At 59.3% G+C, this 15,226-nt stretch carries 14 protein-coding genes; 4 read left to right on the top strand and 10 right to left on the bottom strand.

The window, feature by feature from the left end:
* From ABLU50_RS08640 to ABLU50_RS08625, 4 genes are all read right to left on the bottom strand, one after another.
* Positions 1–390: ROK family protein (locus ABLU50_RS08640; RefSeq protein WP_348864664.1), on the bottom strand; the 390-nt coding region annotated here is incomplete at its 3' end.
* Between the two features lie 50 nt (positions 391–440).
* Positions 441–755: a PTS lactose/cellobiose transporter subunit IIA gene (locus ABLU50_RS08635; protein ID WP_048325500.1), complete on the bottom strand. Its 315-nt coding sequence runs from the start codon at positions 753–755 to the stop codon at positions 441–443.
* A 23-nt stretch (positions 756–778) separates the two neighbouring features.
* Positions 779–2,101, bottom strand: a complete 1,323-nt coding sequence (locus tag ABLU50_RS08630) for a PTS sugar transporter subunit IIC (protein ID WP_004205635.1) — start codon at positions 2,099–2,101, stop codon at positions 779–781.
* 9 nt (positions 2,102–2,110) lie between these two features.
* Positions 2,111–2,425, bottom strand: a complete 315-nt coding sequence (locus ABLU50_RS08625; RefSeq protein WP_002914979.1) for a PTS sugar transporter subunit IIB — start codon at positions 2,423–2,425, stop codon at positions 2,111–2,113.
* Positions 2,426–2,602: 177 nt separating this feature from the next.
* Between ABLU50_RS08625 and ABLU50_RS08620 the strand changes: the two genes are divergently transcribed.
* From ABLU50_RS08620 to ABLU50_RS08605, 4 genes are all read left to right on the top strand, one after another.
* Entirely contained in the window at positions 2,603–3,874 is a 1,272-nt protein-coding gene (locus ABLU50_RS08620) for a PTS transporter subunit EIIC (RefSeq protein ID WP_004151052.1), read from the top strand.
* Positions 3,875–4,136: 262 nt separating this feature from the next.
* Positions 4,137–5,474 carry a carbohydrate porin gene (locus ABLU50_RS08615; RefSeq protein WP_004205637.1) on the top strand — a complete coding sequence of 446 codons (1,338 nt, stop codon included), beginning with the start codon at positions 4,137–4,139 and terminating at the stop codon, positions 5,472–5,474.
* A gap of 12 nt (positions 5,475–5,486) precedes the next feature.
* Positions 5,487–7,679 (top strand): CBM35 domain-containing protein, encoded by a 2,193-nt coding sequence (locus tag ABLU50_RS08610; protein WP_087832728.1) that lies wholly within the window; start codon positions 5,487–5,489, stop codon positions 7,677–7,679.
* A 51-nt stretch (positions 7,680–7,730) separates the two neighbouring features.
* Positions 7,731–9,131 carry a glycoside hydrolase family 1 protein gene (locus ABLU50_RS08605; RefSeq protein WP_069602536.1) on the top strand — a complete coding sequence of 467 codons (1,401 nt, stop codon included), beginning with the start codon at positions 7,731–7,733 and terminating at the stop codon, positions 9,129–9,131.
* 53 nt (positions 9,132–9,184) lie between these two features.
* Here ABLU50_RS08605 and flhA read toward each other — a convergent pair whose 3' ends face one another.
* From flhA to hypA, 6 genes are all read right to left on the bottom strand, one after another.
* Positions 9,185–11,257, bottom strand: a complete 2,073-nt coding sequence (gene flhA / locus ABLU50_RS08600; protein ID WP_087832729.1) for a formate hydrogenlyase transcriptional activator FlhA — start codon at positions 11,255–11,257, stop codon at positions 9,185–9,187.
* A 234-nt stretch (positions 11,258–11,491) separates the two neighbouring features.
* The gene (gene hypE, locus ABLU50_RS08595; RefSeq protein WP_043520715.1) at positions 11,492–12,502 is read right to left on the bottom strand and encodes a hydrogenase expression/formation protein HypE; all 1,011 of its coding nucleotides are present in this window, start codon (positions 12,500–12,502) and stop codon (positions 11,492–11,494) included.
* Positions 12,499–13,620, bottom strand: coding sequence for a hydrogenase formation protein HypD (hypD, locus tag ABLU50_RS08590; RefSeq protein ID WP_087832730.1), 1,122 nt, complete (start codon positions 13,618–13,620; stop codon positions 12,499–12,501). Before hypD ends, hypE begins: the two co-directional genes overlap by 4 nt.
* Positions 13,620–13,892: a HypC/HybG/HupF family hydrogenase formation chaperone gene (locus ABLU50_RS08585; RefSeq protein WP_002914934.1), complete on the bottom strand. Its 273-nt coding sequence runs from the start codon at positions 13,890–13,892 to the stop codon at positions 13,620–13,622. The genes hypD and ABLU50_RS08585 overlap by 1 nt, the downstream gene beginning before the upstream one ends.
* Entirely contained in the window at positions 13,883–14,755 is an 873-nt protein-coding gene (gene hypB, locus ABLU50_RS08580) for a hydrogenase nickel incorporation protein HypB (RefSeq protein WP_087832731.1), read from the bottom strand. The genes ABLU50_RS08585 and hypB overlap by 10 nt, the downstream gene beginning before the upstream one ends.
* A gap of 3 nt (positions 14,756–14,758) precedes the next feature.
* Positions 14,759–15,103, bottom strand: a complete 345-nt coding sequence (gene hypA, locus ABLU50_RS08575) for a hydrogenase maturation nickel metallochaperone HypA (protein ID WP_004205644.1) — start codon at positions 15,101–15,103, stop codon at positions 14,759–14,761.
* Between the last annotated feature and the right edge of the window lie 123 nt (positions 15,104–15,226).

Below are 15,226 nucleotides of genomic sequence, written 5' to 3'. Positions count from 1 at the left end.
AACCCCCCCTATGCGGGGGGGGGGGCGGGCGCGGGCGCCATCGACCGCCTCGGAAAGGGTGAAGCAGTCGGCATCGTTTGCCATCCACACCGGTTGGCCAAGCTGCTGCATGATATCCCGGCGCAGATCGTGGCCGTTGAGCACCAGGCAGTTGCAGTTTTTAATGCGTCCGCTTTGCGGATCGATAGCCCCGGGCAGGCCGATCCCCAGAGTGAACGGCTGCGGGCTGACCGCGCGCATATCGGCAATCAGGGTCAGCAGTTGACGCATAAAGGCGTCATAGCTCTCTTTGTGGGTTGGCCGACGCAGGCGCTGGACGCATTCGCCTGCGGGATCCAGCAGTACGGCCTCCATTTTGGTGCCGCCAATATCTATTCCAAGATGTAACATAGTGACCTCGGGGAATCAGACCCGGCCAGCACGTCTGGCCGGGCAAGGCGCTAGGCGTGAAGCGGTTGCGCGCGGTAAATCGCAATCAGTTCGGCAATCAGCTCTTTCGCCAGAATGGAGGTCATCAGGTGATCCTGAGCATGGACCATCACCAGCGTCATTTTGGTTTTTCCCTCGCCTTCGTCAGCTTCGATAAGCTGGGTCTGCACAAGGTGAGCTTCGCGGGAATAGTGCGTCGCTTCCTGCATTTTGGCGTCGGCCGTGGCGAAATCACCCGCTTTAGCGGCGTGCAGCGCTTCGTAGCACAGGCTACGGGACTGGCCGGCGTTGATGATGATCCCCATCACCTGTTCTTCTAATTCCATGATTATCCTCTGAATCGTTAGCGTTAAGCGGTTTGCGCCGCGTTATCAGCCTGGTCGACGGCGTTTTCACGCTCCTGGGCCAGCAGCTGTTTTTCGTAAGCTTTGAGAAATGGCAGGTACATCACCATGGCGGTGGCCATACAAATAAGGCACAGGATCACCGGGCTAAAGCTCCAGTTCGCCGCCCACGAGGCGCCGATAGGGGCCGGCGTCGTCCACGGCGTCATCGACACTACGCGGCTGACCAGGTCCAGCTTCAGCGCAAAGTACGCCAGGGTCGCGTTGACCATCGGCACCAGCACGAACGGCAGGAAGAACAGCGGGTTCATGATGATCGGCGCGCCGAACAGAATCGGTTCGTTGATGTTAAATACGCCCGGAACCACGCCCATCCGGCCAATCGTCCGCAGATGCACGGCCTTGCTGCGCAGCAGCATCAGCGCCAGCGGCAGGGTTGAGCCGACGCCGCCGATCAGCAGATAGTGATCCCAGAAGCCCTGGACATAGATGTGCGGGATAGCGGTGCCAGCGGCCATCGCCGCCTGATTGACCGACAGGTTGGCCATCCAGAACGGGTTCATGATCCCGGTGACGATCAGCGCGCCGTGGATCCCGGCGAACCACAGTACCTGACAGACCAGCACTGACAGCAGGATCGCCGGCAGCGTATCGGAAGCTGCGACCAGCGGTTTCACCAGCGACATGATCGCTTCCGGAATGATCATCCCCAGCTGGGCCTCGATAAACAGGTTCAGCGGATGTAGCGTCAGAATGATCGCCAGCACCGGGATCAGGATCTCGAACGAGCGCGCTACCCCGGCAGGCACTTCCGGCGGCAGGCGAATGGTGATGTTATGTCGCTTGAGGAAGGCGTACAGCTCGGTGGAATAGATAGCCACCAGAATGGCGGTAAAGATCCCCTGGCCGGAGAAGTAGGCAGTAGAGATCTGGCCATCTTTCAGCGGCGCGGCGACCAGCAGAAACGACATCAGCGACAGCATCCCGGCGGTCAATGAGTCCAGGTGATGGTGCTTGGCGAGGCTGGCGGCGATCCCGACGGCGATAAACAGGGTCATCACCCCCATGCTGAAGTTGAACGGCAGCATCAGCGCCTCGCGATGATCGAGCGAAAATTGCAGCCAGGCGCGGGCAAAGCCCCACGTCGTATCCGGAGAAAACGGCGGGAAGATAAACACCAGCAAAAACGAGCCGACGATCATAAAGGGCAGGGCGGTAATAAAACCGTCGCGGATGGAGGTAACGTATTTTTGCTGGCCGATCGCTCCCGCCATAGGCGTGATCTGCCGTTCGATCACATCGATCAATTTAGCGTACAGAGAGCTCATGATCTTTCCTTAGTTCTTGTTTTCGATGAGGGAAAGGGCGAAATCAAGGACTGCGGCGCCTTTTTGCATGCCGTAGTCCATCATATTGATGGGTTCGACGCGGATACCGTATTTATCCGCCTGCTTTTGCAAATCCTGCTGCATGTATTTCACCTGCGGCCCCAGCAGCACCACCTGATAATGGCCAACCTGTTCGGCGAACTCCGCTACGCCATAGGCGTTGATCTCTACCGGCAGGCCCCGCTGTTCGGCTTCCGCAATCATTTTTTTCATCAGCAGGCTGGTGGACATGCCTGCCGAACAACACAACATAATTTTTTTCATAAGTACCGCTCCTGATGAGGTTGGATGTGCGGACTATAGTCAAAATGGATGCATTACGGAAAGCGATTTCCGTTTATGGATTTATTTATTGTGACCATGATCACCTATGGCAGGCTTTCACTTTCCGGTGTTGTGGGCGATCATCCCGGCGAGACAATCATTCGCAAAGGTAGGAGTATGAACATTCAGTTAATGAATGTGGCCGTGGACATCATCGAGCAGCGGCTGGCGCCGCTGGCGAATGTTCTGACGCGCAACAACCACATTACGGCGATGCGCGATAGCTTTGCGCTGGCGATGCCATTTGTGATTGTTGGCAGCCTGTTGGTTCCCATTTTGTTTCCGCCCGTTTCCATCGACGGCGCCTCGCGTTTCGGCCAGGTCTATTTGCTGCTGCGGCCTATCCTGCTGCCGACCTTTCAGCTAACCATTGGCCTGGTGGCGCTGATTGTCGCTTTCGGCGCCAGCGCCAGTCTCGCCAAGCAGTACCGTCTGCCGGAACGGCTCTGTGGTTTAACCGGGTGTCTGGCTTTTCTGCTGTTTATCGGCTTTCGCGAGACTGCGGTGAGCAACGTTTATCTCGGCGGCATGGGGATATTTACCGCCCTGATATCCAGTACCTATTCCATTGAAATAATTCGTTTTTTCTACAAAAAAGGCTGGTGTATCCGCCTGCCTGATGAAGTGCCGCTGATGACTCGCAATGGCTTTCAACTGCTGATCCCGCTGCTGGTGGTGATGCTGTCGATAAGCGTGATGAATGCCATACTGCTGCAGACGACCGGGCGCATCGTACCGGAGCTAATCAGCGAAGCGGTGCGGCCGCTGGTGCTGGCGTCCGACACGTTGATGGCGGTACTTATCTCTTTGTTTATCTGTAACTTACTCTGGTTTATCGGTATCCACGGCGCGCTGATTATCACCGGGATTATGAACCCCTTCTGGATGACCTATCTGTTTGAAAATCAGCAGGCTTTGGCGGCGGGTTCGCCAACGCTGCCGCATATTTATCTGCAGGGATTCTGGGATTTTTACCTGCTGATCGGCGGTATCGGCTCCACTCTGCCGCTGGTATTGATGGCGATGCGCAGCCGCTCACGGCAGCTGAAAAGCGTGGCCAAAATTGGCCTGCTGCCGTCGCTGTTTAATATCAACGAGCCGATACTGTTTGGTTTTCCGGTGATCATGAACCCGGTTTTTTTACTGCCGTTTCTCTTTGTTCCGCTGATAAATGCCTGTATTGCATGGTATTTGACTCAGCTGGGCATCCTCGATCGCGCGGTGGCGATGCTACCCTGGTCGATGCCTTCTCCGCTGGGGGCGGCATGGTCGGCGAACGGCAGTTGGAAAAATTTGTGCATGAGCCTGTTCGCGATGTTTAACGCCTGGATGCTTTATCGCCCCTTCTTCAAAGTTTACGAACGCCAGCTCGCGGAAACCGAGCGCTGATCCCCTCGCCGTCGGCGGCTTATCCCCCGACGGCACCTGTTCACTTTCTCTTTCTTCCGCTCTGCTGCCGGCTTCCGGCGGTATTCTTGTTATTTTATGTGATCAGTCTCACGAATATATTCGTCGCAGAGCGAATTTTGTGAACCAGATAGGCAATTATGGAAAGCGCTTTCCATTAGTGGATGTACATTTCCATTTTTGATCCGTAAATTTCCCCTCCGTTATCGGTTCGTGTTAACAAACATAACGTGGGAAAAAAATAATGATAAAGCTGAAACACTCAATACCTCTGGCTCTCCTCTCGCTGGCCGGGACCAGCAGCCTGGCCTGCGCCGATCCGAAGTATGATTTTGCGCTGCATGGCTATATTCGCTCCGGGATCCTTGCCAATTCTGATGGCAACCGCGCGGACTCCGTCGGCCTGATGCCGGACGGCAAGTGGCGACTGGGCAACGAAGAAGACACCAAGATCGAACTGATCCCCACCGTAACGCTGACGGCGGACAGCGGCGTGGTGGCGAAAGTGCAGGCCAACCTCACTCACCAGTCGAAATGCACCTCCGACTGGAACTGTCAGGATGACGATGGCCATGATGTGCAGTTTCGTGAAGGGTTCGCCGAGCTGAGCAATCTGGATTTTGCGCCGGAGATGACCTTCTGGGCCGGTAAGCGCTACAGCAGCTCCAACACTTCCAGCCATCAGTTTGACTGGGAGTACATTCAATACAATGGCACCGGCGGCGGCTTCGATAACATGGATCTGGGCTTCGCTCGCTTCGATGCCGGGGTCTACGCCTTTTCGCCCACCGATGAAACCAAAGCCTACCCGGTGGATAAGGGAGATCAGGGCTACCCGGATGACTACTCCCTCAACCTGTGGCTGAAAAAGATCGCCGGGACAGGCTTCGATCTGGAGCTGATCGGCCACCACATGAACCGTAACGAAAAGCATCCGACTTCCGCCGAAAAGGGCTATGGCGTGACCGGTATTTATAACTTTGACGGTTTTTATGGCCTCACCGGGGGGTACTCCCGCCTCGCATTGCAGTACGGCAAAGGGCTGGCGGCGGGCGACTCGCTGGGTAAAAACGGCTGGGGCTGGGCCAATCTGGAAAACACCCAGTCCTGGCGGGTGGTGCTGGATAGCGTGGCCTCGATGGGCGATCTGGAAATCTCCACCTTCGCCTTCTGGCAGAAGGATAAAAACTACCGCTGGTGGACGGAAGATGACAATGGCTGGGGACGCTCGATGTGGGTCGCCGGTATCCGCCCCTATCATCAGATCACCCGCAACTTTGCCATGCAGTACGAGCTGGGCTACGAATACCTGGATGACAAAAACTACAAAGGGGTTAACGGCAAAGGCAAAGGCGGCCTGACCAAAGTCACCGTTGCGCCAACGCTGACTTTTGACTCCGGCTTCTGGGCGCGCCCGCAGCTGCGTTTCTTCGTCACCTACGCGAAGTGGGACAAAGGTGTCTCCGATGCGCTGGACGGCAACTACAACTGGGATACCAATACCATCACCGCCGGCGGTTATTCCCGCAGTGGCTCAACCGACACCGTTAACTTCGGCGTACAGGCCGAAGTCTGGTTCTAAGGAGAGACAGCGATGAAGCCGATGAAAAACCTGCTGCTAATGGGGCTGCTGTCCGCGCTGGGGGCCGGCGGGGCGCTGGCCGCCGAGCGCTCGCATTTTGAACACTTTATCACTCGCGACGGCGCCGCTCTCAAGGATGGCGATAAGGTGTTTCGCTTCGCCGGGATCCACGCGCCGGAGCTGCACCGCATTGAAGACGACGCCCGCGGCCCCTGCAGGGCAGACCCGCGCGGCTGGGGGCAATACTTTAAATGGCCGACGGCCCAGGAGCAGCAAAACTGGATCCAGGCGATGGTGCAAACCGGGGCGAAAGCCCAGCGCGTCTACGTGCTGTCGGTGCAGCAGGAGTTTGACAAGGCCTGCGGCCGCGAGACCCATATTCTCGCGCCGGAAACGGCGGACGGCATGCCGCGGCTGAATGAGAAAGCCATGCGGGTGTATGACAACATGATTGCCGAAGCGGATAAACAGGGATTGCGACTGATCCTGCCCTTTATCGACCACTGGTGGTGGTGGGGCGGGCGCGAGCAGCTGGCGGCGTTCTACCACGAAAAAGCGGAAGACTTTTATCGTACCGATAGCAAGACCTTCAAAGCCTATCTGGATGTGATCCGTCAGGTCATCACCCGGACAAATACCGTCACCGGCCGCGCCTATTTTGATGAGAAGGCGATCATGGCCTGGGAGACCGGTAACGAGCTGGAGGATACCAATGCCGATTTTCTGCAGCAGACCGCGGCGTGGATTAAAAAGTGGGCTCCCAACCAGCTGGTGATGGATGGCACCTATAAGAAAATCAATTCTTTTGCGTTGACTGACCCCAATGTGGATATCGTCAGCAATCACTATTACACCAACGCCGATAATAACCATCCCGGGCAGGTGACGCAGGATCTACGCGCCGTCGGCGGGCAAAAAGTCTATCTCGTCGGCGAGTTTGGCTTGCTGCCGGCGGATCAGCTGAACGCCATTATGCAGTCGATTGTTCACAGCGAGGTCAACGGGGCGCAAGCCGCCGGGGGGCTTATCTGGGGCTTCCGCGGCCATCGTCACGACGGCGGCTTCTACTGGCATAAGGAGTCGACCGGACACTACAGCTACCACCTGCCGGGGTTTGCAAAAGAAGGCGAAGCGAATCAGGAGCAGGCGGTGGTTGATCTGGTGCGCACCGCCGCAGCGCAGATGGCCGGACAGCAGAGGATGGCGCCGCTGCCGAAGCCGGACGCGCCTCTGCTGCGCGAGACCACCTCGCCCTTCGCGATCAACTGGATGGGTGCCGCGGTAGGACGTAGCTACGATGTCGAACGCGCTGGCTCGCCGACCGGGCCGTGGACGGTGGTGGGCCGGGATATATCCGATGGCGTTAACGAATGGAACCCGGAAACCATGGTTCTGTTCCGCGACGATTATCGTCAGCTTCAGCTCGGGCGGACGTACTACTACCGGGTGACGGCGAAAAACGAGAGCGGTCGTTCTGTCCCTTCCAATGTGATTAGCGTGAAGCATAGTGAGGTGAATCAGCCGCCGGCTATCACGCTGGAACCCGCCTTAACTACCACTCAGGACCAGGGCGTCGAGCTTACGGCCAACTGGCAGGACGATGGCCTGCCGTCGCGAGAGGTGAAAGTGGGCTGGCAGCACGCCGGCGACGGACAGGTACATTTCTGCCATGCCGATCGGCCGCAAACCCGGGCCTGGTTCACGGCGCCAGGCACCTATGCGCTGACGTTCACTGCCGACGATGGGCTGCTGAAAAGCAGCAAAACCGTGACCGTGACGGTGGGCGAGGCGACGGGGAAGGCGCCGGCGGATTTCTGTCGTTATCACGGCAAAGTCTATGGCGTGGCTGAGGGGCGCCTGACGGTAATGAAGAGTGATAAAGACGCGCTGGCAGTTGGCGAGGACGGTTTTCTCGGCCCATTTGCCAGCGAGGGGGATAAGATCAGCTGGCAGGTGCAGGCGCCGTGGAGCGGTCAGTTCCAGCTCAACGTAACCTTCAACGGCAAATGGGGCGGCAAGCAGAACTCCTTTGTCGTCAACGGGGGCGCTCCGCAGGCCGTGGCCTTCCCGCAGACGGATGAGCAGGGCCAGCAGCTGCGGATACCCGTAACGCTGAAAGCGGGGAGCAATCAGGTTGACTTCGGCCGCTTCGCCGGCGACTGGGGCTATATGTTTATTAAATCGATCGAAGTGGTCGCGGAGTAGTACGCTCAGGCTGCGCCAGACGGGCGCAGCCTTTTTTCGAAAGGAGAGGTTATGCAGCAGTATCAGTTTCCGCAAGGGTTTCTGTGGGGGGCGGCGGCGTCCGGCCCGCAAACGGAAGGGGTCACCAATAAACGCCATCGTTCCATCTGGGACAGCTGGTTTGCTGAACAGCCGGAGCGATTTTATCAACAGGTAGGGCCGCAAACCGTGTGTGATACTTATCATCAGTATCCGCAGGACGTGGCGCTGATGAAACAGACCGGCTTCAACTCGTTTCGAACCTCGATTCAGTGGTCACGACTGATCGCGGATTTTGAAACCGGCTCGCCGGACCCGGACGCGGTGCGTTTTTATCACGCCTATCTTGATGAGATGATCGCCAACGGCATTGAGCCGATGATCAATCTCTACCATTTTGATATGCCTGAGGTGCTGCAGAAACAGTACGGTGGCTTTGAATCGGCGCACGTAGCAGAGCTGTTCGCCCGCTTTGCCCGCACCGCCTTTAACCTGTTTGGCCATAAGGTTAAATACTGGATAACCTTCAACGAGCCGATTGTACCGGTTGAGGGAGGCTACCTGTACGACTTCCACTATCCGTGTAAGAAAGATGGCCGGCTGGCGGCGCAGGTGGCGTTTAACATTATGCTGGCGCATGCCAAAGCGGTAACGGCTTATCGTGAACTGGCGCTGGCGGGCGAGATCGGCGTGGTGCTCAACCTGACTCCGAGCTATACGCTCACCGACAGCGACGCGGATAAAAAGGCCGCCTGGTATGCCGACCTGTTTTTTAACCGCAGCTTCCTTGACCCGCTGGTAAAACATGAATTCCCTAAAGCGCTGTGCGAGATCCTCGCCGCCCACGACTGCCTGCCGACGACCAGCAAAGACGACGTGGCGTTGATCCTCAGCGCGGAGATCGATTTTCTTGGGGTGAACTATTACGTGCCGCGGCGGGTAAAAGCGCGTGAGAGCGAATATGACCTCGATTATTTCACCCCGGAATACTATTTCGAAAACGCGGTGAACCCGCAGGGCCGCTTTAACCCCTATCGTGATAACAACGAGATCCTGCCGCAGGCTATTTACGACATTGCCGCCAATATTCGTGAAAACTACGGCAATATTAAGTGGTATCTCGCGGAAATCGGTATCGCGATGGATCGACAATCAGAGGGAGAGCCCGCGGCGGACGGGGTCATAGACGATACTTTCCGCATTCAACTGATGGAAGAGCATCTGGTGCAGCTGCACCGCGCTATCGCCGACGGCGCGAACTGCTTTGGCGTGCATCAGTGGACGTTTATCGACAACTGGTCGTGGATCAATGCCTTCAAACGGCGCTACGGCTTCTGGCGACTGGATCTGGAGACTGGCGAGCGACAGATAAAACGCAATGCGCTGTGGTTTGCCGAACTGGCGACCAGCAACGGTTTTACCCGCGACAAATAGCGCGCTGCGCCAGCGCTCCCTCCTGGCGGCGCGCAAAGAGGGAGCGTGCGAGGTCACACCAGTTCGTCTTTATTAATGCCCAGCCGCTTCATGCGCGACAGGAGCGTGGTGCGCTTCAGCCCCAGCCGCTGGGCGGCGCCCTTCGGCCCGGCCACCACGCCGTTGCTCTCCTTCAGCACCCGGACGATCAGTTGATATTCATCTTCGCCTTCCTCAGGCAGGACCTCTGGCGACCGCGGAGGCTCGATGATATCCCGCTCCGGCAGGGAGAGCTGCAGCACGTTGCCGCGGGTCAGCAGGACCGCCCGTTCGATGACGTTTTCCAGCTCGCGCACGTTGCCCGGCCACTCCATGCGCGTCAGGGTGCGCAGGGTTTCCGCCGGGATGCTGTCGATATTGCGTCCCATGCGGCGGGCGATTTTGAAGGTAAACGCCTTCACCAGCAGCGGGATGTCGTCGGGACGCTCGCGCAGCGGCGGCAGGTGGATCGGGAACACGTTGAGCCGGTAGTAGAGATCGCTGCGGAATTCCCTGTCGATAACCATTTGCTTGAGATCGCGGTTGGTGGCGGCGATCAGTCGGACGTCGGTCTGGATCAGCTTGTTGCTCCCCAGGCGTTCGAACTCCTGCTCCTGGAGGACGCGCAGCAGCTTGGGCTGCAGCTCCAGCGGCATATCGCCCACTTCATCAAGGAACAGGGAGCTTTTGTCCGCCAGTTCGAAGCGGCCGATACGCTGGGCGCTGGCCCCGGTAAACGCGCCGCGTTCGTGGCCGAACAGATCGCTCTCCAGCAGCCCGGCGGGCATCGCGGCGCAGTTCATCTTCACCATCCGCCGACTGTTTCGTCCGCTGAGGTTATGAATGGCGCGGGCGATAAGCTCTTTACCGGTGCCGGTTTCGCCGAGGATCAGCACGGTGCTGTCGCTGTGGGCCACCATCTCGACCTGCTTGAGCACATTGTTCATCGCCTCGCTGCGGCCGATGATCTCCCCGAATTCGCTCTCGACATTGTTGAGCTGCTCGGTGAGGGCGAGGTTCTCATCCACCAGTCGCTCTTTCAGGCGCTGAATTTCGCGGTAGGCGAGGGCGTTATCGATAGCGATCGACACCCGCTCGGCGATCTGCCGCAGCAGCTTGAGATTGGTGGTGGTAAACACCTGTTCGTCGCACTGCGCCAGCTTCAGCACGCCGAGCAGGGTGTTGCCGGACATCAGCGGCAGCAGGCACAGGGTCTGGATCTTGTTGCCCCACATCTCGAAGAGCATTTTCTCGTACGGCGCGAGAGTGTCATGCTCGTGCAGGTTAAGCAGCAGCATCTCTTTGCTTTTGAACACCCGCTCGGTGAGGGTGCCGGCTTCATCCACCTCGCTCTGGTCGTGAACCGGATGGCTGGCGTCAAGATAGTGGGTGGAATAGATGTTGAGCTTCCCTTTGCGGTTGCTGCGCAGCACTACGCTGATGGCATCGATCCGGAAGTAGCGATGGATCTCTTTCGCCACCTCGCTGACCAGCTCGTCGATATCCAGACGCGAGAGGACCGCGTTGGTGATCGCCACCAGGATGCGAAAGTTGTCGCGCTCGTGGCACAGCAGATCGTAATCGACGTTGTTGCTGACCCGGTTCTGAATCTGCTCGGTGACGACGGCGACGATCTGCGCGAAGGTATGCAGCCGCTGGAACTCTTTCTCGCTCCATGGCCGGTTGTCACGACGCAGAAATTCGCAACCGCCGAAGATCCGCCCGTCGGCCGCCAGCGGCAGCAGCGAATAGTACCCGAACGGGCGATAGATCCCGCTACGGATAAGCTGCGGCCAGGTGTCGGCAAAGGTCTCATGATCGCAATGCAGGGCATCCGGCCGGGAGAGTAAGCGGCGCACCGGACCGTGGGCGAGCACGGTTTCATCTTCGTAGCTCACCGGCTGGCCTGCCTCATCGCAGGCGTATCTGGCCGCGCGGTGGTTGCCTGCGTTCCACAGGATAATGGCCGCTTCGTCGGCCAGCGCGGACTGTTGCACCAGGCGGGTCAGGGTTTCGCTCAGCGCAGCCAGATCGGGCTGCTGTAATAAAAGCCGGGTGATATCAAACAGACCCTGCTGGCCGAGATCGCTCATCGGTGTATACGACATGGCTTACATCCAAAACGCGCCGGCAACGCGGCGCATAAGAAAATGATGGTACAAATAATAGTATGTTAATAAGGCGGTTGTGACCGCCGTTAACCCATCCGTGGGCGCCCGCTGGTTTGGGCGGGATACTCATGCTGGCTTTTCCCGGCTTACGCTGCGCTTAGCCGGCTACAAGTGCGCGGAGTTTTGTAGCCGGATAAGGCGCCAGCCGCTATCCGGGCCCCGACGCCGTCGTTAACAAATTCTCGGCAGCGGCTCGGCGTGGGGAAGATCGAGCGTCCGCTTCACGCCGTACAGCCCGACGGAACGCACGCCCGGGCGGGCGACCACCTCGCCGATTATCGCCGCCTCGCATCCCAGGGCGTGAGACCGTAGATGCGTCAGCACATTTTCCGCTTCTTCGCGGGCGACGGCGATCACCAGCTTGCCTTCATTGGCGAAGTTCAGGGCGTCCAGCCCGAGCAGCTCGCAGACCCCGCGCACGGTGTCGTTGACCGGCAGCTTCGCCTCGTGCAGTTCTATGCCGCAGCCGCTGGCGACGGCGAACTCATGGGCGACGGCGTTGACGCCGCCGCGGGTGGCGTCGCGCAGGGCTTTTACGCCGCGCAGCGGCCGCAGGGTTTGGATCAGCGGCGTCAGCACCGCGCAGTCGCTGGACAGCGCGCCGTCGAGCCCCATCTGCTCACGCAGATTAAGGATGGTGGCGCCATGATCCCCCAGCGTGCCGCTGACCAGCAGCACATCGCCGGCGCTGATCTGCTGCGTCCCCCAGCGAACGTCCGCCGGGATGGCGCCGATGCCGGCGGTGTTGATAAACAGCTTATCCGCCGCGCCGCGCGGTACCACTTTGGTATCGCCGGTGACGATGGCGATCCCTGCCGCCCGAGCGGTATCGGCCATGCTGGCGACCACCGCTTCCAGGGTAGTCATCTCCAGCCCCTCTTCGAGAATAAACCCGCAGGAGAGATAGCGCGGGATGGCGCCGCTGACCGCCACGTCGTTGGCGGTACCGCAGACGGCCAGCTTGCCGATATTGCCGCCGGGAAAGAACAGCGGGTCAATCACATAGCTGTCGGTGGAGAAGGCGAGGCGATCCCCCTGAGCGGCAAGCGCCGCCAGATCGAGGCGCGCCTGATCCTCCTGCTCCGCCAGCCAGGGGTTGGCGAAAGCCTGCATAAACAGGTCGCCGATCAGCTGCTGCATTGCCTGACCGCCGCTACCGTGGGCTAACTGGACGCTTTTCATGCTTCATATTCCTGACTGCGATATTGATACCAGGCGGCGCAGGCCCCTTCCGAGGAGACCATCAGCGCGCCAAAGGCGCTTTGCGGATTGCAGGTGCTGGCGAAGAGCGGGCACTGGTGCGGTTTACAGCGACCGGTCAACACCTCGCCGCAGCGGGCGCGCGGGTCGTCGCACACGCGCTGCGGCGCCGGGCGGAAATGGGCCTCGGCATCTAAGCGCTGATAGGCCGGCGTGAGGCGCACGCCGGAGTCGCTGATGACCCCCAGACCGCGCCATTCGCTGTCGCCATCAAGGCAAAACACGTCGGCCATCGCCGCCTGCGCCAGCGGGTTGCCGGCATCCGGCACCACGCGACGGTACTGATTTTCCACTTCGCTACGCTGCGCTATTGTCTGCTCAACCAGCATCACCGCGCCTTGCAGTAGATCAAGCGGTTCGAAACCGGCGACCACTAACGGGCGATGATAGTCGCTGGCGATAAAGCCGTAGGCTTCGGTGCCGATCACCATACTGACGTGGCCGGGGGCGAGAAAGGCGTCGATACCGTTGTCCGGCTGATCCAGCAGACTGCGCAGGGTCGGCAGCAGGGTGATGTGCTGACAGAAAAAGAAGAAGTTTTCGACGTTGCGCTCCCGCGCCTGACGCAGGGTGAGGGCGGTGGCGGGCATGGTGGTTTCGAAACCGAGACCGAAAAAGACCACTTCACGCTGCGGGTTTTGCTGCGCCAGCCGCAGGGCGTCCATCGGCGAGTAAACGATGCGAACATCGGCGCCGCTGGCTTTCGCCTGCAGCAGTGAGCCGTTTTTGCCTGGCACGCGCATGGCGTCGCCGAAGGTACAGAAGATCACCCCCGGGCGGCTGGCAATCTCAATGCAGGCGTCGATGCGCCCCATCGGCAGGACGCATACCGGGCAGCCGGGCCCATGAATAAATTCAATATTCTCCGGCAACAGCTGGTCGAGACCGAACTTAAATATGGCATGGGTATGGCCGCCGCAGACCTCCATGATGCGTAGCGGTCGCGCGGCGGTGTGCGGCAGCAGATGGGCACGCTGCTGAAGATGGGCCACCAGCTGCATGACCTGCTCGGGGGCGCGGTATTCGTCAACGTAACGCATTATCGCTCCTCGCCGTACAGCAGGGCGCCGACGTCCGGCTCCACGTCAAACATATTTTGCAGCGCCTCGAGCGTATCGCGCGCTTCGGCTTCATTGATCACGCTCATGGCGAACCCGACGTGCACCAGCACCCACTGGCCGAGACGCGGCTGACCCTGCTCGTCAACGGCGCCCACCAGCGTCAGGTCAACGTCGCGCTGAATGCCACAGACTTCCACCTTCGCCAGCACGCCGTCGATGGCGCAAATTTGTCCCGGAATGCCTATGCACATCGTTGCGTCTCCAGCCAGGTGAGCCACTGGTCCATGCCTTCGCCGCTGGTGGCGGAGAGGAGGATAATTTCAATATGCGGATTGACCTCGCGGGCGCAGGCCAGGCATTTATCCACGTCAAAGTTGAGATACGGCAGCAGGTCGACCTTGTTGAGCAGCATCAGGCTGGCGGCGGCGAACATATGCGGATACTTCAGCGGCTTGTCTTCGCCTTCTGTGACCGACAGTACCGCCACCTTATGGCGTTCGCCGAGATCAAAGCTCGCCGGGCAGACCAGGTTGCCGACGTTTTCAATAAACAGAATGCCGTGGTCAGCCAGCGGCAGTCGCGGGGCGGCGTCGGCGATCATTTGGGCGTCAAGATGGCAGCCTTTCCCGGTGTTGACCTGGATCGCCGGAGTGCCGGTGGCGCGAATGCGGGCGGCGTCATTGACCGTTTGCTGGTCGCCTTCGATCACCGCGCAGTCGGCACGCCCTTTCAGCCGGGTGAGGGTTTCGGTGAGCAGGGTGGTTTTGCCGGAGCCGGGGCTGGAAACCAGATTCAGCACCAGCTGCTGCTTTGCCGCAAAGCGCGCGCGGTTGCGCGCCGCCAGGCGGTTGTTTTTATCCAGCACGTCGATTTCCACTTCCAGCATCCGCCGCTGGCTCTGGCCCGGGGCGTGAGTCCCCGCTTCGCCATGGCCGTAATGCAGATCGCCCTCTGTCGTGCGGGTGGGGGCGAAGTGGTCAGTTTTGACGCCGGTGATGGTCATCGTCTGGCGTGGGGCGGGCGCGAAGGGGGCGCTGCGGAACGCGGAATGCGGGTTTTGTTCGTCTCCTTCAATATAGAGGTTGCCTTCGCCACAGCCGCATGTCGTACACATAATTTACTCCAATTCTAAACGCTGAATCTGTAAGCCGTCATCCGCCACGATCTGTAGCTGGTCGTTATTGCAGTGCGGGCAGCGGCGGACGTGCTGCGAGACAAGATGGACGTACTGCTGACAGCGTTCGCACCAGCATTCAGCCTGTTGTTCGGCGATATGCAGTTCACACCCCTCCGCCAGCGTGCCGCGGCAGACCAGCTCAAAGCAGAAGGTCAGGGCGCTGGCTTCGACGCAGGAAAATGCCCCGACCTTAAGCCACACGCCGGTCACCCGTCGCGCGCCGGCCTGCTGCGCCTGTTGTTCAATAATTTCCAGCGCCCGCTGGCTGAGGGTGATTTCGTGCATAGTCGCCTCCGTATCGCGATGCGCCTTTTATGCAATAACGATGCCAGAACAGACTCATGGCGGTGGGAAATGTCGATGACGACGCGCCGGGGCTGTCATCGACATGTCGCGTCGGCAGGAGAT

The sequence above is a fragment of the Klebsiella sp. GG_Kp173 genome, from assembly GCF_040062415.1.
Taxonomy (GTDB): Bacteria; Pseudomonadota; Gammaproteobacteria; order Enterobacterales; family Enterobacteriaceae; genus Klebsiella; species Klebsiella quasipneumoniae.
This window is presented reverse-complemented; position numbering and strand designations above follow the sequence as displayed.

What these genes read in the sequence shown, in the direction of transcription:
- hypB (WP_087832731.1), bottom strand. Translation starts at nt 14,755, where the DNA reads ATGTGTACGACATGCGGCTGTGGCGAAGGCAACCTCTATATTGAAGGA.
- ABLU50_RS08635 (WP_048325500.1), bottom strand. Translation starts at nt 755, where the DNA reads ATGGAATTAGAAGAACAGGTGATGGGGATCATCATCAACGCCGGCCAG.
- ABLU50_RS08605 (WP_069602536.1), top strand. Translation starts at nt 7,731, where the DNA reads ATGCAGCAGTATCAGTTTCCGCAAGGGTTTCTGTGGGGGGCGGCGGCG.
- ABLU50_RS08625 (WP_002914979.1), bottom strand. Translation starts at nt 2,425, where the DNA reads ATGAAAAAAATTATGTTGTGTTGTTCGGCAGGCATGTCCACCAGCCTG.
- ABLU50_RS08620 (WP_004151052.1), top strand. Translation starts at nt 2,603, where the DNA reads ATGAACATTCAGTTAATGAATGTGGCCGTGGACATCATCGAGCAGCGG.
- ABLU50_RS08585 (WP_002914934.1), bottom strand. Translation starts at nt 13,892, where the DNA reads ATGTGCATAGGCATTCCGGGACAAATTTGCGCCATCGACGGCGTGCTG.
- hypD (WP_087832730.1), bottom strand. Translation starts at nt 13,620, where the DNA reads ATGCGTTACGTTGACGAATACCGCGCCCCCGAGCAGGTCATGCAGCTG.
- flhA (WP_087832729.1), bottom strand. Translation starts at nt 11,257, where the DNA reads ATGTCGTATACACCGATGAGCGATCTCGGCCAGCAGGGTCTGTTTGAT.
- ABLU50_RS08615 (WP_004205637.1), top strand. Translation starts at nt 4,137, where the DNA reads ATGATAAAGCTGAAACACTCAATACCTCTGGCTCTCCTCTCGCTGGCC.
- hypA (WP_004205644.1), bottom strand. Translation starts at nt 15,103, where the DNA reads ATGCACGAAATCACCCTCAGCCAGCGGGCGCTGGAAATTATTGAACAA.
- ABLU50_RS08610 (WP_087832728.1), top strand. Translation starts at nt 5,487, where the DNA reads ATGAAGCCGATGAAAAACCTGCTGCTAATGGGGCTGCTGTCCGCGCTG.
- hypE (WP_043520715.1), bottom strand. Translation starts at nt 12,502, where the DNA reads ATGAAAAGCGTCCAGTTAGCCCACGGTAGCGGCGGTCAGGCAATGCAG.
- ABLU50_RS08630 (WP_004205635.1), bottom strand. Translation starts at nt 2,101, where the DNA reads ATGAGCTCTCTGTACGCTAAATTGATCGATGTGATCGAACGGCAGATC.